Raw genomic sequence first — 21,855 nt, 5'->3', positions numbered from 1 at the left:
GAAATAGGGAATGTCGCAAGTTTGTCGTACAGGGCGTTGCGCCCAATGAAAACGGCAGGGGCGCTGAACACCCCTGCCGCACAGCCGGATTTTTCCTGGCCTAGTCTTGCGGGATGCGCAGAACCTGACCGGGGTAGATCTTGTCCGGGTCGCTCAGCATCGGCTTGTTCGCTTCGAAAATATCGGTGTAGCGCGCGCCGTTGCCCAGCGTCTTTGCCGCGATCGCCCACAGCGTGTCGCCCTTTGCCACGGTGTGGAACACGGGCTCGTCGCCGCCCGCACTGTCGTCAACAGCGGCCACGCCCTCGACATTGCCGACCGCGAGGATGACCTTTTCCTTGATCTCCTGGCTGACAGCCTCACCGCTGACCTTGACGGTGTCACCCTCGACGGTAATGTCCAGACCGCTGGCGTCGAGGCCCAGATCGTCGATCTCTTTCTTCAGGGTGTCCTCGGACGGCGCTTCCGACGCCTCGGCGGAACCGACAAGGTTCTTGCCCGCCCCTTTGATGAAATTCCACAAACCCATGTGCCGGGTCCTCCGTTGTTTATCCGCAAGCGAGCGCAAGCCCTAGCTCACGCCACGGGCGCGGTTAAGGGGAATTCAGGCCGCGTCTTCCACCCCTTCGGTGAATTGCAGACGTGCCAGCCGCGCGTAGAGCCCGCCCTCGGCCACCAGCGCGTCATGGGTGCCCTCGGCCACGATGCGGCCCTCTTCGAACACCACGATCCGGTCTGCCTTTTTCACCGTGGCCAGCCGGTGCGCGACGATGATGGTTGTCCGGTCGGCCGACATCTCGTCGACGGCGTGCTGCACCGCCCGCTCGCTTTCGGCGTCCAGCGCCGATGTGGCCTCGTCGAGCAGCAGCACCGGGGCGTCGCGCAGGATGGCGCGGGCGATGGCGATGCGCTGTTTCTGCCCGCCCGACAGCATCAGGCCGCGCTCGCCCACGTAGCTGTCATAGCCATCGGGAAGGCGGGCCAGAAAATCATGCGCGGCCGCGGCCCGCGCCGCCGCCTCGACCTCGGCATCGCTGGCGTCGGGCCGCCCGAAGCGGATGTTTTCGCGCGCGGTATCGGCGAAGATCACCGGATCCTGCGGCACCAGCGCGACGTGGTGGCGAAACTCTGCCCGTGTCACATCGCAAAGGGAAATCCCGTCCAGCGTGACGCGGCCCTGTTGCGGGTCATAGAATCGCAACAGCAGCTGGATGATGGTGGATTTGCCCGCGCCCGACGGGCCGACCAGCGCGATGGTCTCGCCCGGTTTCACATCCAGATTGATTCCGGAAAGCGCTGACTGGCTCGGGCGGGTCGGGTAGTGGAAGGTCACGCCCTCGAACCCGATCGCGCCTTTCACCGGCTCGGGCAGCGTCCGGGGCTGCGCAGGATCCTTCACGCTGTCTTCGGCATGCAGCAGGTCCACCAGCCGCTCGGTCGCGCCGGCGGCGCGCTGCAGCTCGCCCCAGATTTCCGACAGGGCGCCGACGGCGCCGGCCACCATGACCGAGTAGATGACGAACTGAACCAGCTCGCCCACGCTCATCACGTCGGCCCGCACATCGCGCGCGCCGATCCACAGCACGCCGACAACGCCCGAGAACACAAGGAAGATCACGATGATCGTCATCACCGCGCGGGTGCCGATGCGTTTCCTGGCAGACACAAAGGCGCGTTCGGTCACGTCCGCGAAGGACGCGCGGCTTTGCGCTTCGTGGGTGAAGGCCTGCACCGTCTGAACCGACAGCAAAGCCTCCGAGGCCGAGCCGGAGGAGGCCGCGATCCAGTCCTGATTTTCACGCGACAGGGCGCGCAGGCGGCGGCCCAGCACGATGATCGGCACGATGACGGCGGGCACCAGCAGCAGCACCATTCCGGTCAGCTTGGCCGAGGTCAGCAGCATCAGCACGAGCCCGCCCAGGAAAATCAGCACGTTGCGCAGCGCGACCGAGACCGACGACCCGATCACCGACAGGATCAACGTGGTGTCGGTGGTGATCCGGCTGAGAACCTCGCCGGTCATGACCTTTTCGTAGAAGGCGGGGCTCATCCCGATCATCCGGTCGAACACCGCTTTGCGGATATCCGCCACAACACGTTCGCCCAGCCGGGTGACAAGGTAGTAGCGCAGCCCGGTTCCCAGTGCCAGAAGCCCGGCAATGGCCAGCGCGGCCGAGAAATAGCTGTCCAGAAGCTGGGCGTTTTCGGTTTCGAACCCGTCCACCACCCGGCGTACCGCCAGCGGCAGGATCAGCGAAACCGTCGCGGTCAGCACCAGCGCCATGCCCGCCAGAACAACCAGCCATTTATAAGGAAGGATGAAGGGCGCGAGCCCCGCCAACGCGCCGATACGCTTTGACTTTTCGCGTTCTTCGCCGGATTGGCCCTGCGGTGCCGCCATGGCTGCCCCTTTCCCGTTTCGGTCTGTCTTAAGACACTGCCGGCACCGGAACAAGGTACAGATGGTCACGCATGGAAGAAGCTGGAGCGGGCAGCGGGAATCGAACCCGCATCATCAGCTTGGAAGGCTGAGGTCTTACCATTACACAATGCCCGCAAGAGCGTAGACTAGGTATGCGACGGCGGCGCGCAGGTCAAGAAGCCATCGAGTGGGCGTGGACCTTGGCGGCGGGGCCGGGCCTCAGGCTATCCTGCGAAAGAACATGTAGGCGACGCACGCCAGCGCGCCCATCAGCGGTATCAGCACGCCCATCGCCAGGATAGGCGCGCCGATCATCGCGCCGATCGTGCCGAAAAGAAGGCCCGATCCCATCTGGATAAACCCCATCATCGCGGACGCGGCCCCCGCGTTCCGGGAAAACGGCGCAAGGGCGGCGGTTGTCATGCTCGGCATCACAAAGGCGATGCCGAAGGAATAGATCGCCACCGGCACCATGACGCGCAGAAAGCCGGGCCCCCACACAAGCAGCAGCGTCATCGCCAGGCTGCCGGCCAGAATGAACCCGAGCCCGACCAGCACAAGTTTTTCCGAGCGGACGCGCGCCATCAAGACCCGCATCAGCATGGAACCGGTGAGGAATGCGCCGGAATGCAGCAACATGCCCGCGCCGAACTGGGTCGGACTCAGGCCGACCATGTCGATCAGGATGAACGGAAGGAACGTGCTCTCGGCATAGATCGCGCCGACCGCCCCCCCGATGACAAGCGAGGCGGTCAGGAACTGCCGGTCCGCCAGCACCACCCGGTAGGCGGATGCCAGGCCGCGCAGCCGCAGCGGCGCCCGGTCGGGCGACGCGGTTTCGCGGGTGCCCAGGGCAATGATCAGAATGATCGACATCCCGAACAGCGCCATCAGCAAAAAGACAGACCGCCAGCCCGCAAGTGTGATCATCAGGCCACCGATCGTGGGGGCCAGCGCCGGGCCGAGCCCGAGGATGATACCGATCAGGTTCATGATCCGCACCGAGTCTTCGCCGCTGAACGTGTCGCGCACGATCGCCCGTGACACCGCGACGCCGGCCGACGCGCCGACGCCCTGAAGAAACCGCGCCGCGATCAGGAACTCGATGGTGGGGGCGAACAGGGCCAGCAGGCTGGCCGCGGAAAAGCCGCCGATGAACAGAAACGTCACCGGCCGGCGGCCAAGCGCATCCGACAGCGGCCCGGCGACCAGCTGGGCGCAGGCAAAGCCGCCAAAATACAAGGTCAGCGTCAGTTTGACCATCGCGGGCGTGGTGTCGAACGCCCTGACGATTTCGGCCATCGACGGAAGGTAGAGCGACATCGCGATCGGGCCGACGGCGACCAGAAGCGCCCCGATCAGGCTGACACGGCGCGCGCTCATGGCGGGTGCGGCATGGGCGCTCATTTTTCGCTCCTTCTGGATTTCTCGCGGTCTTCACGGGCCTCGAGCAGGTTCCTCCGGGTCTCGCGTGCCGCGTCGGTGAAGGCCTGCCATGCCGCGTCGGACATCCCGCCACGCGCGACGCTCCGTGTTTCGGCGCCGATCGTGGCGAGCTGTGACAGGATCGGATCGGCGGCGTCGGTCAGCGACACCAGTTTGGCGCGGCGGTCGTCGGGATCGGCCTCGCGCCTCACAAGGCCGGCGGCCTCCAGGCTGTCGATGAAATTCGTGGCGCTCATTTTCGCGATGCCGAGCCGGTCTGCCAGGATGTTCTGCCGCACCGGGCCAAAGCGGCGCAGGGCAGACAGGATGCGCGCTTCGGCCGGGGTGATGCCAAGCCCGGCCCGCGCGACCCGATGCTCGAAGTCCGCGCGGAACAGGCGCGTAAGGTCGAGAAAAATGTAAGCGAGGCTTTCGCGTGCCGGGGGAAGCATGAGGGGGAGCCGTTGGGTTGGGGTGATTGGTATGGTTTTCTTATTATATGGCAGGCTTATGTTTGTCCAGCGCGGTCGCGCGGGCCGTCCCCGTCAAGACGGGCGGGAGAGCAGCACAAACAGGCCGCCCCTTGCGCCGCCGGGCATGCCGGCGCAAGGATGAGGCGTTTGCCACGCGACAAGGACGGACCCTGCCATGACCATTCCCGATCTTCTGAAAGGGCGGCTATCGGCGCCCGTGATCGCGGCGCCGCTGTTCCTGATCTCCAACCCCGATCTGGTGGTGGAAACCTGCCGGGCCGGTGTGGTCGGAACCTTCCCGACGCTGAACCAGCGCACGACCGAAGGCTATGAGGCCTGGCTGAACGACATCGAAACCCGCCTGACCCGCGCCGATGCGCCCTTCGGCGTCAATCTGATCGTCGGCAAGGGCAACGATCGGCTGGAGGGTGATCTGGCGGTGACGGTTGCGCATGAGGTGCCGATCGTCATCACCTCTCTGGGGATCGACGAGGCGGTGATCCGGGCCGTGCAGGCCTATGGCGGGCTGGTGTTTCACGATATCACGACGATCCGCCACGCGCGCAGGGCCGCGGCGGCGGGTGTCGACGGGATCATCGCGGTGGCCGCCGGCGCGGGCGGGCATGCGGGTGCGAAAAGCCCCTTCGCGCTTGCCGCCGAAATCCGTGAGTTTTTCAACGGCGCGCTGATTCTGGCGGGGGCGATCAACACCGGGCGTCAGGTTGCCGCCGCGCGGCTGATGGGGGCCGATCTGGCCTATATCGGCACGCGGTTCATCGCCACGCAAGAGGCGCAGGCGGACCCGGAGTACAAGCAGATGCTGCTTGAGTCCTCGGCCGACGATATCGTCTATACCCCGGCGATTTCCGGCATGAACGCGAATTTCCTGCGCAACAGCATCATCCGCGCCGGGCTTGACCCGGATGCGCCGTCCGCCGGGGCGGGCAGGGGCGGCAACGCCGGCGACATTGCCAAGGCCTGGAAGCACGTCTGGTCGGCCGGGCAGGGTGTCGGAACCATTTCCGATATCTGCACCGCGTCGGAGCTTTGCGCGCGTCTGGTCTCGGAATACCGAAGCGCGGCGCAGGTGCTTGGTGCCTAGCGCGACTCTCCCGCGCAAAACCCGCGAAACCGGGGCGCGGCGTCGGCGGCAACATGATATACGTCAATCCATCGCGGGCGGGTTCGGCCATATTGTAGACCTAACACCGCACAGCAACATGAGGGCGCGATGACCGCAGACACGCAAAACGAAAGAGATCTGGACGTTCCCGCCGTGAGGGAGGACGCCCGAAGCGCCGTTGCACAGGGCGATGACATCAGCGACGCGGTGCGCGATGTCGTCCTGCGCGCGCTGAGCCGCCGGCCGCTGGAGCGTGAGAACATCTCCCAGGTCATGCAGACCGTTCTGGAAGGCGCGGCAGAGGGTGCGCCCGAAAGCAGTGTCGAGACCACCGAGGCGCTGAAGCGCGCCGTCGCCGGCATCGACGCCGCGATGATGAGCGCGGCCGAAGCCTCCAGGCTTGCGATCGAGGAAGCGGCGGGGCGCGCCGATGAATTCTCGGAAACCGATCTGAAGCAGGCGCTCGATGATCTGGTCGAGCTCGACAAGCTCTTTGTGGATGCGATCGGCGATCTGCTGAAAAGCGGCGCCGCCACGTCGGGGGAGATCCTGAAGGATCTGATCACCCATATCCAGCGGACGGGAACCGATACCGGGCGGTCGGTGCGTGGCTCGCTGAGCACGCTGAACCAGACCGTGTCGAGGGTGCGCCGCCCGGATCTGTCCGATGCGCACAAGACGGCGCGCACCGGGCTTGCGACGATCGCGTCGATCGGCAGCGGCATACTTGCGGGGCTGTCCGAGAGTCTGGCGCCGCCGGCGAAAGATGTCGACACCAAAGACAGCGCTGCACCGGAAAAGAGCTGAGCGTGTCGCGGCTGCTGGGCACACCCCATGATCTGGGCCGGCTGACCGAGATATCGTCGATCCTGATCCGCTACGGGTTCGGCGATCTCGTGCGGCATCTCGGCCTCGACAAGATGGTGGAAAAGGTGGGGCGCATCCTGCACTGGAAGGCCGCGGCCGAATACGTGCATCTGAGCGCGCCGCAGCGCATCCGCCGCGCGCTGGAGGATATGGGGCCAACCTTCGTCAAGCTCGGGCAGATCCTGTCGACCCGTGTCGATCTTCTTCCGCCCGAGTATATCCGGGAGCTTGAAAAGCTTCGGGACAAGGTTCCGACCATCCCCTATGACGCGCTCGTCGCGGAGGTCGAGGCCGGACTGGGGTTTCGCCTGACAGACGCTTTCGCCCTGATCGACGAGGTACCGCTGGCGGCCGGGTCCATCGCGCAGGTGCACCGCGCGCGGCTGCTGACGGGCGAAGAGGTTGTGCTGAAGATCCGGCGCCCCGGTGTGCGCGCGGTGATCGAGGCCGACCTGAGGCTGTTGATGCGCATTGCCGAACTGGCCGCCGCCGAAGTCGAGGACATTCGCCGCTTTCACCCCAAGGAGGTGGTGGCCGAGTTTTCGAAGTCGATCCACAGCGAGCTGGATCTGGCCAACGAATGCCGCAACGCCGAGCGCATCGCCAACAGCTTTCGCGACAACCCCAATATTCACGTGCCCCGGGTGTACTGGGAATGGACGACCGAAGCGCTGAATGTTCAGCAATTCATTTCGGGGGTTCCCGGCAGCGATCTGGCCGCCGTGGCCGAGGCCGGGCTGAACATGAAGACGCTTGCGGCAAGGGGGGCGGATGCCGTTCTGGAAATGATCTTCCAGGATCGGTTCTTTCATGCCGATCCGCATCCGGGCAACGTGTTCTACCTGCCGGGCGAGCAACTGGTGTTCATCGATTTCGGCATGGTCGGCCATATCTCGCTCAGCCGCCGCGACGAGCTTGTGGATCTTCTGTTCGGCGTGGTGGAACACAGGGCCGAGCGTGTGGCCGAAATCCTGCTCAAATGGGCAAACGCGCCGCGCGCGGAAAATGCGCAGCTTGTCGGCCAGGTGGATGCTTTCGTTGATTCCGTGCATGGGGTGCCGCTGAAAGACCTGAATCTTTCGGCCGTCGCGATGGATCTGATCGCCGTTCTGCGCGCGCACAACCTGACACTGCCACCCGATCTGACGCTTCTGACCAAGGCGTTCACCTCTCTCGAAGGGATGGGCCGGCAGCTAGATCCCGATTTCGACATGGTCTCGGCGGCGCAGCCGTTTCTGCGGCGGCTGATCCTGGAGCGGTATTCGCCGGCGGAACTGGCGCAGCGTGTCAGGCAAGGGTTTCTTGACGGGCTCGATCTGGCGACCGGTCTGCCCAAAGACGTGAAAGACCTGATCGGCCTGACCCAGCAGGGCCAGCTGAAGCTTGGTATCGAAGTCAAGCAGATGGACCATTTCCTTGATCGCCTCGACAGGTCGATCACGCGGGTGACGATCGGAATCGTCATCGCGGCGCTCACGATGGGCTCGTCCATCGTGATGACTGTTTCGGGGATCGAGTTGCCGGTGGGCCTGTCGGTGTTTGCGCTGCTGGGCTTCTCCGGGGCTGTTGTCGGGGGGCTCTGGCTCATCTTCTCCATCTGGCACGGGCGCAAGGACTAGCCGATCCGTACCCGGCCGGGCGCGCGGCCCTGATCCCTGCGAAGGCGCGGAAACCGGCCCGCCGAAGTGTGAAATGAACGTGGTTCACATCGTCCGGCCGCGCGTGCGCGCATTGACCTTGATCAATTACCCATGACCGCGTTGCCTGTAGCGTGAGCAAAGGAGCGCGGCCGCGGGCTCTTACGGCCGTACCATCGAAAGCCATGCCGCCCTGCGGTTCGTTGATCCAGTTCATCGGGGGAATAAACAGATGCTGCTATTTTCAAGAACAATGAAACGCGCCGGCACGGGCCTTTGTGCCTGGCTTGCGGCGGGATCGATGGCTGCGGCCTTTACCGCCTGCCAGGTGACCGATACCGGCGGGATCGACGACAACAGCTTCAACCAGACCGCCTGGAAAGGTGTGCTGGACGCGCAGGAGCAGCTCGGCATTTCCGGCCGGTTCCTCGAATCCCAGGCCGAAACGGATTACGAGGCGAACATCAATTCACTCCTGGGCGGCCAGTGCGACATCATCATCACCGTGGGCTTCCTTCTGGGCGACGCGACAAAGGCGGCGGCCGAGGCCAACCCGGATCAGCGCTTCTCGATCGTGGATTATTCCTATGAACCGGTGATCCCGAACGTCCTGGGCCAGATCTATGCCACAGACGAGGCCGCGTTCATGGCCGGCTATCTTGCCGCCGGGGTCAGCGAAACCGGTATTCTGGGCGTGTTCGGCGGGATCAACATCCCCACCGTGACCGTGTTCATGGACGGGTTCGTGCGCGGCGCGGAATATTACAACGCGCAACACGGAACGGCGGTGTCGGTTCTCGGGTGGAACCCCGAAACCAAGGAAGGGCTGTTCACCAACAACTTCGACTCGCTGGATGACGGGCGCGCCTTTGCCCAGAACCTCTATGACGAGGGCGCCGATATCGTGCTGCCCGTGGCCGGCCCTGTCGGCCTTGGCTCGGCGGCGCTGGCGGATGAGCTGGGTGTCGAAAAGCTGAAGATCGTCGGGGTTGATGCGGATCTCTATTACACCGACACCGAAAAGCAGCATGTCTACCTGACCTCGATCACCAAGCAGATGGATGCGACCGTGATGCAGGTGATCGAAAACACGATGAACGACACGTTCGAGGGCGGCAATCTGGTGGGGTCTCTGTCCAATGGCGGGGTCGATCTGGCGCCGTTCCACGACATGGACGCGCTGGTGCCCGACAGCCTGAAGCAAGAGCTTGCCGGCATTCGCCAGGGTATCATCGACGGCACGATCGCGGTTGACCGCTGACCCCGCCCGGCCCGTTCCCGGTTTGCGCCGGTGACGTGGCCACGATCCGCCCCCAAGGAGCTTTGCCCATGGATATCGAACTCCGCGGCGTGACCAAACGTTTTGGCGAGGTGGTCGCGAATGCCGATGTGAACCTGACCATCCGGGCGGGCGAGGTGCTTGGCCTTCTGGGTGAGAATGGCGCCGGAAAATCCACCCTGATGAACGTTCTCAGCGGGCTCTACCGCCCCGACGAGGGCGAGATCCTGATCGACGGAGAGCCCGCGCGCTTTGAGGGGCCGGGCGATGCGATCCGGGCGGGCATCGGCATGGTGCATCAGCATTTCATGCTGGTTCCCGTCTTCACCGTCGCCGAGAATGTGGTGCTGGGCGTAGAGCCTACGGGCCGTGCCGATTTTCTCGACCTCGAGACGGCGCGCAGGCAGGTGCATGACATCAAAGAGAAATACGGGCTCGAGGTTGATCCCGACGCGCGGATCGAAAACCTGCCCGTCGGGGTGCAGCAGCGGGTGGAGATCATCAAGGTGCTGTTCCGCTCGGCCGATGTTCTGATCCTCGACGAGCCGACGGCGGTGCTGACGCCGCAGGAGGTCGAGGAGTTTTTCGGGATCGTCCGTGCGCTGCGCGATGCGGGCAAGGCGCTTGTTTTCATCACCCACAAGCTCAACGAAATCCGCGAGATCGCCGACCGGATCAGCGTCATCCGCGCCGGCCGTATCGTGGGCGAGGGCGACCCGAAAAGGCTCGACCGCAAGGAACTGGCCGAGATGATGGTCGGCCGCCCCGTCAGCTTTGACGTGGTCAAGGCGCCCTATGCGCCGGGGCGCACGCTGCTGGATGTGCAAGACCTGACCATCCTGCGCGACAATGACGAGATCGCCGTGGATCACCTGAGCCTGTCGGTTCGCAGCGGCGAGATTGTCGGGATCGCGGGGGTGCAGGGCAACGGACAGTCCGCCCTGATCGAGGCGCTGACGGGCCTGCGCCGCGCGGCCAGCGGCCAGATCCTGTTCGAGGATCAGGATATCACACATGCCTCGGTCCGCGCCCGACACCGCATGGGGATCGCCCATATCCCCGAAGACAGGCAGCGCGTGGGCATCATCAAGAATTTCACGGTGGCCGAGAACATGGTCCTGGATACCTATTACGACGAGCGGTTTTCCAGCGGGCCGCAGATCAACTGGAAAACGGTCAACGCGCGGGCGGCGGCCTTCGCCGAGGATTTCGATGTGCGCACGCCTTCGGTTTTCGAAAGCGCGGGCCATCTTTCGGGCGGGAACCAGCAAAAGCTCGTCGTGGCGCGCGAGCTGTCGCGCGAGATCACGCTGGTGGTGGCCGGGCAGCCGACGCGCGGGCTGGATGTCGGCTCGATCGAATATATCCACAAACGTCTGGTGGAGGCCCGCGATACCGGCGACGGCGTGCTGATCATCTCGTCCGAGCTGGACGAGATCATGGCCCTGTCCGACCGCATTCTGGTGATGTTCAAGGGCCGCATCGTGGCTGAATTCGATGCAACCCAAGGCGCCGTCGACAAGGGCGCCGTGGGGCTTGCCATGGCGGGGGCAGCCGCATGACCGACCGGACGACAACCGAAAAACTGGCCAGAGGCAGGCTGATCGGGCGCAGCGAGTTCGAGGATCTCGTGCTTGTCCCGATCATCGCCGTGGCGGCGGCCCTGATCCTGGGCGCGCTGACGATGCTGGCGACCAATGTCGATCTGGCGACGATCGGGCGGTCTTATGTGGCGCTGCTGGTGGGGTCGGTCGGATCGCTCAACGCGTTGTCCGAAACCCTGACGGCGGCGACCCCGCTGGTACTTGCCGGGCTGGGCCTGGCGCTGGGCTTTCGCGCGGGGCTGTTCAACATCGGGGCCGAAGGGCAGGTTCTGATGGGCGGCATGGCGGCGGTGATCTTCGGCTTCAGCTTCGCCGCCCTGCCGGCGGTGCTCTTGCTGCCGCTCTCGCTTTTGGCGGGTGCGCTTGGCGGGGCGCTTTATGCCTCTGTCGCGGGGTGGCTGCGGGCCACGACCGGGGCGCATGAGGTGATCCTGACCATCATGCTGAACTCGATCTCCTACCGGCTGGTCGATTTCCTGCTCAGCCTGCCTGCGGTCCAGAAGACCGGGCGCGCCGACCCGATTTCCAAATCCGTGCCCGAGGCGGCAGAACTGCCGCGCCTGCTGACCTGGATCGACCCCAATCTGCGGGTTCATGCCGGCATCTTTCTGATGCTGGCGGCGGTGGCCGTGATCTTTTGGGTTCTGTTCCGGTCGAAACTGGGGTTCGAGTTTCGCGCCAGCGGCGAAAATCCCGAAGCCGCGCGTTTTGCCGGCATGCGCTCGGGCGTGATCATCGTGGCGGCGATGGCGGCGTCCGGGGCGCTTGCGGGGCTGGCGGGGGCCAACCAGGTGCTGGGTGTGCTCGGCCGCGCGACACCGGGGTTTTCGGCGGGCATCGGGTTTACCGCGATTTCCGTCGCGCTGCTGGGGCGTTCGCACCCGGTGGGGGTACTGCTGGCCGGGTTGCTGTTCGGCGCGCTCGAGGCCGGGGGGCGCCAGATGCAGGTGGATGCCGGCGTCAGCATTGACCTCATCAGCATCATCCAGGCGCTCATCATCGTATTCATCGCCGCCCCGCTTCTGGTGCGCGCGATCTTTCCCTGGGTGTTTCGCAGGGCCCAGGGGGCAAAAGGGTAGCACGGCATGGCAAGCATGACAGAAAACCTTCCGCCCGCATCCCGCAAGATCGCGACGGGCAAAGAGCGGCAGGCCCGCATCGCCGGCGGCGTGCTGATCGCGCTGGCTGTGCTGGTGGGGCTTATCTTTGCGCAGGGCACGGTGGGGGATGCCACATTCCGGCTGTCGCGCCCGAATGATCCGATGGCGGTGCCCAATCTGGTGGTGCCGGCAGGGCCCTTCACCTACCTTGCCGCCGCGCTGCTGGCCTTTCTCGGGGCGCGGCAGTTTCTGCGCGGCGGGGTGCGGTGGACGGCGCTGTCGCTCGGCTTCGGGCTGGTCCTGGTGGTGGCGGCCTTTCTGGTCTGGGCCACGGCGGGCAAGGCGTTTTCGCTGACCGGCATGTTGCAGGCCACGGTGGTGCGCGCGGTTCCGATTGCCCTGGGCGGGCTGGCGGGGGTTCTGTGCGAACGCTCCGGCGTGGTGAACATCGCGATCGAGGGGATGCTGCTGGCGGGTGCCTTCGCGGGGGCGCTGGTCGGATCGGTGCTTGGCGGCTGGGGCGGGCTTCTGGCCGCCGTGGTGATCGGCGGGCTCTTCGGTTTCATACTGGCGGCGCTTGTCGTCACCTACAAGATGAGCCAGATCATCGCCGGCGTGGTGATCAACCTGTTTGTGCTTGGCCTGACCTCTTATGTCAGCAGTCAGGTGTTTCAGGAATATCGCCACCTCAACAACGCGCCGGTGTTCCGGTCCATCAAGATCCCGGTGCTGGGCGATATTCCGGTGATCGGGCCGGTGTTGTTCAACCAGAACATATTCGTCTATGGCGCGGTGGTGATGGTGGCGGTGGCGACCTATTACCTGTTCTACACCCGCAGCGGGCTGCGCACCCGCGCGGTGGGCGAGCATCCCCGGGCCGCCGATACGCTGGGCATCAACGTCTACCGCATACGGTACATCAACGTGACGCTGGGCGGCATGGTCGCCGGGTTCGGCGGCGCGTGGTTCACGCTGGGCTCGGTGGGCCGGTTCGACGAAGGCATGACCGGCGGGCGCGGCTATATCGGGCTGGCGGCGATGATCTTCGGGCGCTGGCATCCGGTGGGCGCGCTGCTGGCGGCGCTGATCTTCGGATTTGCGGATTCGCTGCAGCAAAAGCTGGCGTTGCTGCAAACGCCGATCCCGTCGGAATTCCTGGCGATGGCGCCCTATATCGCCACGATCATCGTTGTGGCGGGGCTGATCGGGCGCGCCCGCGCGCCAGCGGCCGATGGCGTGGCCTATGAGAAGGAATAGCGCGGCTACATGTGCGCCGGGATGAACAGGACCAGCACGGGGAAGATCAACAGCAGCGCCACCCGGATGATATCCATCGCGACGAAGGGAAGCAGGCCGCGAAAGATCGTCTTCAGCGCGACATCGGGCACCACGGAGCGCAGCACGAAGGCGTTCATCCCCACCGGCGGGGTGATATAGCTGATCTCGGTAACGACGACGACGAAGATGCCGAACCAGATCAGATCGAACCCCTGTGCCGCGACCACCGGATAGAAGATCGGCACTGTCAGCATGATCATCGACAGCCCTTCCAGCATGCAGCCGAGCACCAGATAGATCGCGAGGATCGTCAGGATGACCGCCGTCGGGCTGTCGCCGAAGAAGGTCAGGGCGATCTGCATGTCGCCGGTCATGCCAGACAGGTTCACGTAGTTGGTGAAGGTCAGCGCCCCGAACAGGATGAAGAACATCATGGCCGTGGTCTTGGCGGTTTCGAACAGGGTCTCGAATGTGGTTCGCAGGCTGAACCTGCCCTGCAGGATGGTCAGCAGAAAGGCGCCCGCCGCACCCATGCCGGCGCTTTCGGTCGGGGTGAAGACGCCAAGATAGATCCCGCCCATCACGAAGACGAACAGCGCCAGCGCCCCCGCCGTGCCCCTCAGCGACCGGATGCGCGCGGCCAGCGGCAGTTTCTCTTCGACCGGCAGATCGATCCGGCGCATCCTGACCGAAATCATCACCGCGATGGCATAGCCCAGCACCCCGATCAGCCCCGGCACGATCCCGGCAAGAAACAGCTTGCCGATGTCCTGTTGTGTCAGGATGCCGAAGAACACCAGAATGACGGAGGGCGGGATCAGGATGCCCAGCGTGCCGCCCGCGGCGATCGAGGCGGTCGACAGGTCGTCGGGGTATCCGAACCGCCGCATCGAGGGCAGCGCGATCTTCGTCATCGTCGCGGCGGTGGCCATCGACGATCCGCAGACAGACGAGAACCCGCCGCAGGCCACCACGGTCGCCATCGCCAGCCCGCCCCTGCGGTGCCGCAACCAGGCATTGGCGGAGCGGTAAAGCTCTTCCGCGATGCCCGATTGAACCACGAAATTGCCCATCATCAGAAACAGCGGCAGCACCGAAAGCGAATAGTTGCGGCTGTTGTCGAAAAAGGTCTGGCCCAGCAGCGACAGCGACGGCCCCCAACCGATGATCGCCGCCGTGCCGATGGTGCCGACCGCCGCCAGCGCAAGCGAGATCGGCATGCCAGAGAGAAGCAGAACGAACAGGATGGACGCGCCGACGGGCCAGTTGCTCATGATCGGTCCTTTGGGAAATTCAGTCGCGCGGGGGGCGCATGGCGGCCGCAAACGTGATGCCGGCCGCGAGCCCGGTGCATATCGCGCACAGATAGGCCACCGGTGCGACAGGCAGGCGCAGGCTGTTGGTGGTGCCGCCGTAACCCGCGATCTGCCCGGCATGGGCCCAAAGCCGCCACGCGATCACCGCAAGCACCACGCCGGAGGCAAGCAAGAGGATCGCACGGCGAAAGGGCTGGATGGCCGCGGGCAGCTTGCCCGTGATCAGATCGACGGTGACATGTTCGTCATCCAGGCTGACCGCGGGCAGCCCGATGAAGATGACGCAGGCCAGCAGGATCTCCGTCAACTCGGTGGCGCCGGTCAGCGGCGCGCTGAACAGATAGCGCCCGATGACATCCACCACCGTCAGCCCCATCATCGCAAACAGCATGACCCCGCAGATCACACCAAGCGCGGCGCGCGCCGGGCCGGCCGGCGAGGGCAGGGAAGGCGCCCGGCTCATTCGGTGCCGGCCGCCGCGATCTCGGCCTTCATCAGGGCCAGCGCCGCCGCACCATCCACGCCGGTTTCCGATACTTCGGCCAACTTGGCGTCGATCACCGGCTGCAACTGCGCCGCCAGCGCCGCCACCTGCGCGTCAGAGGCCGTGGTGATGGCGATCTTGCCCTCCATCTCGGCAAGGCCGGCGGCATCGACCCTGTCCCACATCTGCCCCGCCAACCGCGCCAGCGCCTCGCCGGACACGCTGTCGATCGCGGCCTTGTCTTCTTCGGGCAGACTCTCCCATTTGGCCTTGTTCATCACGATGTAGAACGAGGTGTTGTAAAGGCCCCCGGGCACCGCCAGCCCCTGATCAAGCAGCGGGATCAGCTTGAAAAAGGCAACAGATTCGTAAGGGAAAAGGATGCCGTCCGCCACGCCCTGCGACAGCAGTTCATACGCCTTGGACGAAGGGCCCTCGACCGGCGTGGCCCCGATCCTGGTGGCGATTTCATGCACGATGCCCCCGCCCACCCGCATCTTCACGCCCTTGATGGCATCGACCGATGTCAGATCACGCCCCTTGGTGAACACCTGCCCGGGGCCGTGGGTGAAGACGGCGAGAACCTTTACCCGGTCATATTCGCCGGCGTCGATCAGCATCTCGTCGAAGGTCCGCCAGTAGGCGACGGAGACGGCTTCGGCGCTGTCGCCCAGAAACGGAAGCTCGGCGATATTCGTCGTCTTGAACCGGCCGGGGGAATAGCCCTGCACGCCGAAGGTGATGTCGGCGATGCCGTTGACCGCGAAATCGAAATGCGCGCCCGGCGGGCCAAGCGGGGCGCCCATGATATCGACGGTGACACGGCCCTGCGTGGCCTCGGCGACCTGCTCGGCAAAGGGCACCATCACCTCGGCCACCAGAGGGTGCGACGGCGGCAGCCAGTTGGCCATCCTCAGGGTGGTTTCGGCCTGCGCCAGCCCGGCGGCGAAGCCAAGGCAGGCGGCCAGGGCGAGTGTCATCTTGTTCATGGTCGGCTCCTGTGTTGGTCGTGTCGTCAGCTTGGCCGGGGCGGGCACGGCACAGCATGATATTTTCGTTACCGTCTTTTCCCGGCTCCACCGGATATGGCGATTCCGGCGCTGGGATAACCGTGCCATACCCGGCGGCCTCGGGGTGAGATTTTGGGCATCGGCGCTGTCGTTTTCAGATTTGAACAGAACGATTGCCGGGCGAGGAGGTCAAGAAATTCAGTGCGTTCCGAGGAGCTGCTGCAGAAATGCAGATCGAAATCCGCGCCCAGGGCCTGCAATCTGTGCGTCGCTGAAAAAAGCGGCGTGATCCCGGCGTCTGCGGCCCGGCGGCACCTTCCGACGGCACGGCGACAAAATGCCGACATGCCCGGCAAGCCATCTACAAATGCCCGCAGGTCTCGGCTACAGTCCCGGCGAATGTGGGGGCGGTTTCGCCAATCGGGCGAAACAGATGCCATAATGTCCGAAAAAGAGGATCCGGGAACCATGAGAACACGCGCAGCACTGGCTATCGAGGCGGGCAAGCCCCTTGAAGTGACCGAGGTGAACCTGGACGGCCCGCGCGCGGGCGAGGTTCTGGTCGAGATCAAGGCAACGGGCCTGTGCCACACCGATGAATTCACCCGTTCGGGCGACGATCCCGAAGGCATCTTTCCCGCGATCCTCGGCCACGAAGGCGCGGGCATCGTGCTGGAGGTGGGGCCGGGCGTGACCAGCCTGAAACCGGGCGATCATGTCATCCCGCTCTACACGCCAGAGTGTCGGGAGTGCGAATATTGCCTGAACCCCAAGACGAACCTGTGCCAGTCGATCCGCACCACCCAGGGCGCCGGGCTGATGCCCGATGGCACCTCGCGTTTCACGACGCTGGATGGCGATCCGATCTTTCACTACATGGGCTGCTCGACCTTCGCCAATCACACCGTGGTGCCCGAGATCGCGCTGGCCAAGGTGCGCGAGGACGCGCCCTTCGACAAGATCTGCTATATCGGCTGCGGCGTGACCACCGGCATCGGTGCGGTGATCAACACCGCCAAGGTGGAAATCGGCAGCCGCGCCATCGTCTTCGGTCTTGGCGGCATCGGCCTGAACGTGATCCAGGGGCTGCGGCTGGCGGGTGCCGATCAGATCGTCGGCGTTGACCTGAACCCCGGCAAGGTCGAAATGGCCACCCGCTTCGGGATGACCGATTTCGTCAACCCCGCAGAGGTCGAAGGCGATCTGGTGCCCTATCTGGTGGCCCTGACCAAGGGCGGCGCCGATTACACCTTTGACGCCACCGGCAATGTCAACGTCATGCGCACCGCGCTGGAGGCGGCGCACAAGGGCTGGGGCGAAAGCATCATCATCGGCGTGGCGCCCGCGGGGGCCGAGATTTCCACCCGGCCTTTCCAGCTTGTGACCGGGCGAACCTGGAAGGGCACGGCCTTTGGCGGCGCGCGCGGGCGCACCGATGTGCCGAAGATCGTCGACTGGTACATGGACGGCAAGATCGAGATCGATCCGATGATCACCCACACGATGCCGCTGGAAGACATCAACAAGGGGTTTGATCTGATGCATGCGGGCGAAAGCATCCGCGGCGTGGTGCTTTACTGATCGCCTGCGGCCCTCCCGGCATGCCGGCCGGGGGGCGCCGCGACTTCAGTTGGCGCAGGTCCGGTTTGCCACCGCGGCCATGGCGCTCTCGCCCAGATCCCGGCTGACGAAACGGCTCCAGCCGAGGCGATAGGTCTTGCCGTCGGTGGCGCGGTTCACGAATTCCGCCGCCAGTGCGCCGTCGGACGCGAAGACCAGAAAACGGGCGGAATTCTCTTCTTCCACCATCAGATAGCCGCCGGGCAGGATTTCGAACAGGCCTTCGCTGACGGTGGCAATCCGCTGCGCCGCGAACAGCGGCGCGAACGGGCGCGATACCCGGTCCTGCGCGAAGTCGTAAAAGATGATCTGGTTGGTGCCGTCGACCCTGCCGCGCCCCGAGGTGGAAAACCGGAAGGCGTTGTTGCTGAAAACCGCGATCGTGTGATCGTCGACGACATCAACGTCATGCTGGGCGACCCAGGGGCCCTGTTTGCTCCAGACGATTTCATTTGTGGCGGTGCGGTAGAGCGCGACCATGGACAGATGGCGCAGGCTGAGAAACAGAACACCCTTCTGCCAGTAGGGGCCATCGCCGGGCACCGGTTGAACGTCGTTCAGATGGATCAGATCGTCCTGATACCGGCCGGTCGCGAAAAGCTGCCACGCCAACCCGTTGTCGACAAGGATCTTGGCCACCGAGCGTTCGTCTATAATGACGCCCTCGGGGGAAACATGCGCGATGGTTTCATCGCGGAAGGACGGGGGCGCGCCCTCGATCACCGAAGGCTCGATCCGGCCGGGCACCCAGAGCGACCCGTCCGTCGCAGGTTCGGTGGTGTGGTGAAAGAAGCTGCCCTCGCGCCGCCAGACCATTTCGCCGCAGGCGTCCGTCCGGATCAGCGGGGATTGGTGATCTTTCAGCACAAGTCCGCCATCGGGCAAAAGCAGTGGGTGAATGAACCGGAAATATCTGGTTCGCCAGCGTTCGAAGGTGATGACGGTGGATTGGTGCGTGGTGCCGGCCAGCAGGCTGTCTGCATCCGGGCGCCAGGTGTGTGCGACACTGCCGTTCGCGATGTCGACGAGTTCGATGATGTGACGCCGCGCATCGCCATCGTAGCGGCTGAGCAGGAGATAGCCGGGGAACGCCTGCGCGGCGGGGTCGAACTGCCAGCCGCGCGTGCCTTCGACGGCAACGCTGCGGAACGCCACCATTGTTTCATCGTCCCGAAGCAATTTGCGGGCAGTGGCCGGAATTTCGGCAAGGGCGAGCGCCGAGGCCCCCAGCGTGCCGAACCGCTGATTTCCAAGGGCGGCATTGCGCACGACCGAGCCGAAGAGGATCAGCGCGGCGAAGCCGATAAGGCGCAGCACCAGCAACACCCAGAGTTCGATCTTCCTGAATAGAAAACGGTCCATGCGGCGGCCCTCAAATCATTTCAGATGGTCCGCGCGCAGGTTTGGAAAAGTGCTTGGATCTGCAATATCGACGGTGGTGTGCGGCCCTGACCTGCCGCAATTATGCGCAGGCATTTCTTTCTGGCCAAGGGAAACGGGGCGCGGCACGCCGGCCCGGCGGAAATTCGTCGATGGGGGCGGGCCGGATCAGACCGAAACCGCCTCCATCAGGGCTGCTTCGGATACGTCCGATTTGGCGCCGCTCAGCGTTACCCGGCCCTGATTGAGTACATAGAACCGGTCGGCCAGCCCGTAGGCGAAGCTGAAGAACTGTTCGACCAGCACGATCGCCATGCTGTTCTGATCGCGCAGATATTCGATGACCCGGCCGATCTGCTGGATGATATTGGGCTGGATGCCTTCCGTCGGCTCGTCCAGCAACAGCAGTTTGGGTTTGGTGATCATCGCGCGGGCGATGGCCAGTTGCTGTTGCTGGCCGCCTGACAGGTCGCCGCCGCGCCGGTGCTGCATTTCCTTGAGCACCGGGAACAGTTCATAGATCTCGCCCGGCACCATATGTTCCGCGCGCGGCAGGCAGGCATAGGCGGTTTCCATGTTCTCCTTCACCGTCAGCAGCGGAAAGATCATCCGCCCCTGCGGCACATAGCCAACGCCTTTATGCGCCAGAACATGGGCCGGGGGTTTGCCCAGCCCCTCGCCATTCAGAACCACCTCGCCGCCCGAGCGGTGATGCGTGCCCGACAGCGCCTTCAGCAGGCTGGTCTTGCCGACGCCGTTGGTGCCCATCACGCAGGTGATCTGGCCGGTCTCGGCGGCCATGTCGATGCCATAGAGGATCTGGCTGCCGCCGTAATGCAGGGTCAGGTTCTTTGTCTCTAGCATCTCAGCGCCCCAGATAGACGTCGATGACGTCCTTGTTTGCGGTTACGTGATCCAGGCTGCCCTCGGCCAGAACCGAGCCTTCGTGAAACACCGTCACCTTGCAGCCCAGCCGGCGGACGAATTCCATGTCATGCTCGACCACGACCACGGCGCGGGTTTTCGCCGCTTCGACCAGCAGCGCGGTGGTGTGTTCGCGTTCCGCCGGGCTCATCCCCGCCGCCGGTTCATCGACCAGCAGCAGGCGTGGTTCCTGGGCCAGCAGCATGCCGATTTCCAGCCATTGCTTTTGCCCATGCGCCAGTTCGCCCGCCTTGCGCGGCAGTTCGGCCTTCAGCCCGATCTCTTCGGCGAGGGCGCGCACCTTGTCGGCATCCTCGGCCGAGCGGCGATAGGTCAGCACCGCGAACGGCCCCCGATCATTTTTCAACGCCATCAGCAGGTTGTCGAACACCGACTGATCCTCGAACACGGTGGGGCGCTGGAACTTGCGGCCGATGCCCTGGCGCGCGATCTGGCTTTCCGACATCTTCAGCAGGCTGACGTTCTTTTCGCCCCAGATCACGCGCCCCTCGTCGGGGCGGGTCTTGCCGGTGACGATATCCATGAAGGTGGTCTTGCCGGCGCCATTGGGGCCGATGATCGCGCGCAGCTCGGCCTCGCCGATCCGAAAGCTCAGGTTGTTGATGGCGCGGAACCCGTCGAAGGTGACGGAGATGCCGGAAACCTCTAGCAGCGTGCTCATTCCTCGGCCTCCTTCTCGCGCAAGGCGCCGGGATCGGGGCCAAGATCGGCCCCGTGGCGCTCGGGCGATCCGCGCCCGGCGATCAGGTCGAACAGCCCGCCGATGCCCTTGGGCGCGAACAGGGTGACCAGCACGAAGCTGAGGCCCAGCAGGATCAGCCACCAATCCACCCATTGCACCGTGTAAAAGCCCAGCGGAATGTCGGGCGCCTGCCCGCCGGTGAACCAGGTGGACACGAGGCTGACGAGGGCGGCGCCGATCACCGCGCCGTAAAGCCGCCCGCGCCCGCCGATCGCGACCCAGACCGCCAGATAGATGCTGGCGATCGGCGCGATCTCGGCCGGGTTGATGATGCCCGCCTGCGGATAGTAGAGCGCCCCGGCGATGGCGGCGATCACGGCCGTGAGGGTGAAGACGAAAAGCTTGTAGCCCTCGACGTGATAGCCCAGGAACCGCACCCGCGCCTCGTCATCGCGGATGCCACGGATCACCGAGCCGAACTTGCCGCCCGCGACCCAGGCCGCCAGCAGATACCCCAGCCCGAGCGCCAGCGCGGAGGCCCACAGGAAATAGATCGAGATCAGGGTTTGCGGCACGTTTTCGGCGCCCGGCAGGTTCTGCAGCCCCGACAGGCCGTTGTTGCCGCGCAACCCGCTGTCATTCTGGAACAGGTAGAGCGACAGGGCCAGTGTCATCGCCTGGGTCAGGATCGACAGGTACACCCCGGCCACGCGGCTGCGGAAGGCGAGCCAGCCGAAGATCAGCGCCAGAAGGCCGGGCACCAGCACCACCAGCGCAAGCTGGATGGTCAGGCTGTCGGCGAAATACCAGATCGGTGGGATCTCCGATCCGCCGACCACACCGAAGATCTGCACGCCGATACCTTCGCGGATTTCCTCGGGCGTCGCGGGCAGGGGGCCGCCGGCGGTTGCCGAAATCACGATGGCCTTGGTGCGTTCATACATCAGCCACATGCCGATCATGTAGCCGCCCAGCCCGAAAAAGGCGAAATGGCCCAGCGAAAGGATGCCGCAATAGCCCCAGACAAGATCCATCGCCACGGCAACCAGGCACAGGCAAAGCGTCTTGCCCAGGGTCTTGACCATGGAGGTGGAAACCACATCCATGCCGAAACCTTCGGACAGCAGGGTGACGCCAAGGGTGAAGGCCGCCAGCAGCAGGATGAAGATCAGGGCCGAAGGGTTGCGGGCGAAAAAGCTGCGTTCCATGG

General features: G+C 64.7%; 19 protein-coding genes and 1 tRNA gene. 8 read left to right on the top strand and 12 right to left on the bottom strand.

Features of this window, described 5'->3' with window-relative positions; translation table 11 throughout:
- Positions 1 to 100 precede the first annotated feature (100 nt).
- The 5 genes from lysM to GGR17_RS02750 form a co-directional block, all read right to left on the bottom strand.
- Positions 101 to 529 (bottom strand): peptidoglycan-binding protein LysM, encoded by a 429-nt coding sequence (gene lysM / locus GGR17_RS02770; RefSeq protein ID WP_037205812.1) that lies wholly within the window; start codon positions 527 to 529, stop codon positions 101 to 103.
- Positions 530 to 604: 75 nt separating this feature from the next.
- Positions 605 to 2,401 (bottom strand): ABC transporter transmembrane domain-containing protein, encoded by a 1,797-nt coding sequence (locus GGR17_RS02765; protein ID WP_037205814.1) that lies wholly within the window; start codon positions 2,399 to 2,401, stop codon positions 605 to 607.
- An 82-nt stretch (positions 2,402 to 2,483) separates the two neighbouring features.
- Positions 2,484 to 2,557: transfer RNA gene (locus tag GGR17_RS02760), tRNA-Gly, on the bottom strand.
- Positions 2,558 to 2,641: 84 nt separating this feature from the next.
- A complete protein-coding gene (locus tag GGR17_RS02755) occupies positions 2,642 to 3,829 on the bottom strand; it encodes a multidrug effflux MFS transporter (RefSeq protein WP_054538185.1) in 1,188 nt (395 codons plus the stop codon).
- Positions 3,826 to 4,299 (bottom strand): MarR family winged helix-turn-helix transcriptional regulator, encoded by a 474-nt coding sequence (locus GGR17_RS02750; protein ID WP_054538186.1) that lies wholly within the window; start codon positions 4,297 to 4,299, stop codon positions 3,826 to 3,828. The genes GGR17_RS02755 and GGR17_RS02750 overlap by 4 nt, the downstream gene beginning before the upstream one ends.
- A gap of 196 nt (positions 4,300 to 4,495) precedes the next feature.
- On the opposite strand from GGR17_RS02750, the gene GGR17_RS02745 reads away from it, so the two are divergent.
- The 7 genes from GGR17_RS02745 to GGR17_RS02715 all read left to right on the top strand — a co-directional run bounded on the left by GGR17_RS02745 (position 4,496) and on the right by GGR17_RS02715 (position 13,187).
- Entirely contained in the window at positions 4,496 to 5,422 is a 927-nt protein-coding gene (locus GGR17_RS02745; RefSeq protein WP_054538187.1) for an NAD(P)H-dependent flavin oxidoreductase, read from the top strand.
- A gap of 129 nt (positions 5,423 to 5,551) precedes the next feature.
- Complete coding sequence (locus GGR17_RS02740; protein WP_054538188.1) at positions 5,552 to 6,250, top strand: DUF6781 family protein; 699 nt, start codon at positions 5,552 to 5,554, stop codon at positions 6,248 to 6,250.
- Between the two features lie 2 nt (positions 6,251 to 6,252).
- Entirely contained in the window at positions 6,253 to 7,929 is a 1,677-nt protein-coding gene (locus GGR17_RS02735; RefSeq protein WP_255353383.1) for an ABC1 kinase family protein, read from the top strand.
- A 250-nt stretch (positions 7,930 to 8,179) separates the two neighbouring features.
- Positions 8,180 to 9,208: a BMP family lipoprotein gene (locus GGR17_RS02730; RefSeq protein ID WP_054538190.1), complete on the top strand. Its 1,029-nt coding sequence runs from the start codon at positions 8,180 to 8,182 to the stop codon at positions 9,206 to 9,208.
- Positions 9,209 to 9,276: 68 nt separating this feature from the next.
- Positions 9,277 to 10,788, top strand: coding sequence for an ABC transporter ATP-binding protein (locus GGR17_RS02725; protein ID WP_054538191.1), 1,512 nt, complete (start codon positions 9,277 to 9,279; stop codon positions 10,786 to 10,788).
- Positions 10,785 to 11,909 (top strand): ABC transporter permease, encoded by a 1,125-nt coding sequence (locus tag GGR17_RS02720; protein ID WP_082386519.1) that lies wholly within the window; start codon positions 10,785 to 10,787, stop codon positions 11,907 to 11,909. The genes GGR17_RS02725 and GGR17_RS02720 overlap by 4 nt, the downstream gene beginning before the upstream one ends.
- Before the next feature lie 6 nt (positions 11,910 to 11,915).
- The gene (locus GGR17_RS02715) at positions 11,916 to 13,187 is read left to right on the top strand and encodes an ABC transporter permease (RefSeq protein ID WP_054538192.1); all 1,272 of its coding nucleotides are present in this window, start codon (positions 11,916 to 11,918) and stop codon (positions 13,185 to 13,187) included.
- A 5-nt stretch (positions 13,188 to 13,192) separates the two neighbouring features.
- On the opposite strand, the gene GGR17_RS02710 is transcribed toward GGR17_RS02715, so the two are convergent.
- Genes GGR17_RS02710 through GGR17_RS02700 form a run of 3 tightly spaced genes read right to left on the bottom strand, consistent with a single transcriptional unit; the run spans position 13,193 to position 15,997 of the window.
- Positions 13,193 to 14,482 carry a TRAP transporter large permease gene (locus GGR17_RS02710; protein ID WP_054538193.1) on the bottom strand — a complete coding sequence of 430 codons (1,290 nt, stop codon included), beginning with the start codon at positions 14,480 to 14,482 and terminating at the stop codon, positions 13,193 to 13,195.
- A 19-nt stretch (positions 14,483 to 14,501) separates the two neighbouring features.
- Entirely contained in the window at positions 14,502 to 14,987 is a 486-nt protein-coding gene (locus tag GGR17_RS02705) for a TRAP transporter small permease (RefSeq protein ID WP_054538194.1), read from the bottom strand.
- Positions 14,984 to 15,997, bottom strand: a complete 1,014-nt coding sequence (locus GGR17_RS02700; protein ID WP_054538195.1) for a TRAP transporter substrate-binding protein — start codon at positions 15,995 to 15,997, stop codon at positions 14,984 to 14,986. The genes GGR17_RS02705 and GGR17_RS02700 overlap by 4 nt, the downstream gene beginning before the upstream one ends.
- A gap of 489 nt (positions 15,998 to 16,486) precedes the next feature.
- On the opposite strand from GGR17_RS02700, the gene GGR17_RS02695 reads away from it, so the two are divergent.
- Positions 16,487 to 17,599 carry an S-(hydroxymethyl)glutathione dehydrogenase/class III alcohol dehydrogenase gene (locus tag GGR17_RS02695; protein WP_037206035.1) on the top strand — a complete coding sequence of 371 codons (1,113 nt, stop codon included), beginning with the start codon at positions 16,487 to 16,489 and terminating at the stop codon, positions 17,597 to 17,599.
- Positions 17,600 to 17,644: 45 nt separating this feature from the next.
- Here GGR17_RS02695 and GGR17_RS02690 read toward each other — a convergent pair whose 3' ends face one another.
- The 4 genes from GGR17_RS02690 to urtC all read right to left on the bottom strand — a co-directional run bounded on the left by GGR17_RS02690 (position 17,645) and on the right by urtC (position 21,853).
- Complete coding sequence (locus tag GGR17_RS02690) at positions 17,645 to 19,000, bottom strand: arylsulfotransferase family protein (protein ID WP_054538196.1); 1,356 nt, start codon at positions 18,998 to 19,000, stop codon at positions 17,645 to 17,647.
- 186 nt (positions 19,001 to 19,186) lie between these two features.
- Positions 19,187 to 19,882 (bottom strand): urea ABC transporter ATP-binding subunit UrtE, encoded by a 696-nt coding sequence (urtE, locus tag GGR17_RS02685; protein ID WP_037205850.1) that lies wholly within the window; start codon positions 19,880 to 19,882, stop codon positions 19,187 to 19,189.
- A 1-nt stretch (position 19,883) separates the two neighbouring features.
- Positions 19,884 to 20,624, bottom strand: coding sequence for an urea ABC transporter ATP-binding protein UrtD (gene urtD / locus GGR17_RS02680; RefSeq protein ID WP_054538197.1), 741 nt, complete (start codon positions 20,622 to 20,624; stop codon positions 19,884 to 19,886).
- Entirely contained in the window at positions 20,621 to 21,853 is a 1,233-nt protein-coding gene (gene urtC / locus GGR17_RS02675; RefSeq protein WP_054538198.1) for an urea ABC transporter permease subunit UrtC, read from the bottom strand. The genes urtD and urtC overlap by 4 nt, the downstream gene beginning before the upstream one ends.
- Positions 21,854 to 21,855: the final 2 nt, after the last annotated feature.

The organism is Actibacterium naphthalenivorans (assembly GCF_014196965.1).
Taxonomy (GTDB): Bacteria; Pseudomonadota; Alphaproteobacteria; order Rhodobacterales; family Rhodobacteraceae; genus Actibacterium_A; species Actibacterium_A naphthalenivorans.
Note: the sequence above shows the minus strand (reverse complement) of the source record. Positions and strands in the feature narration are given on the sequence as shown.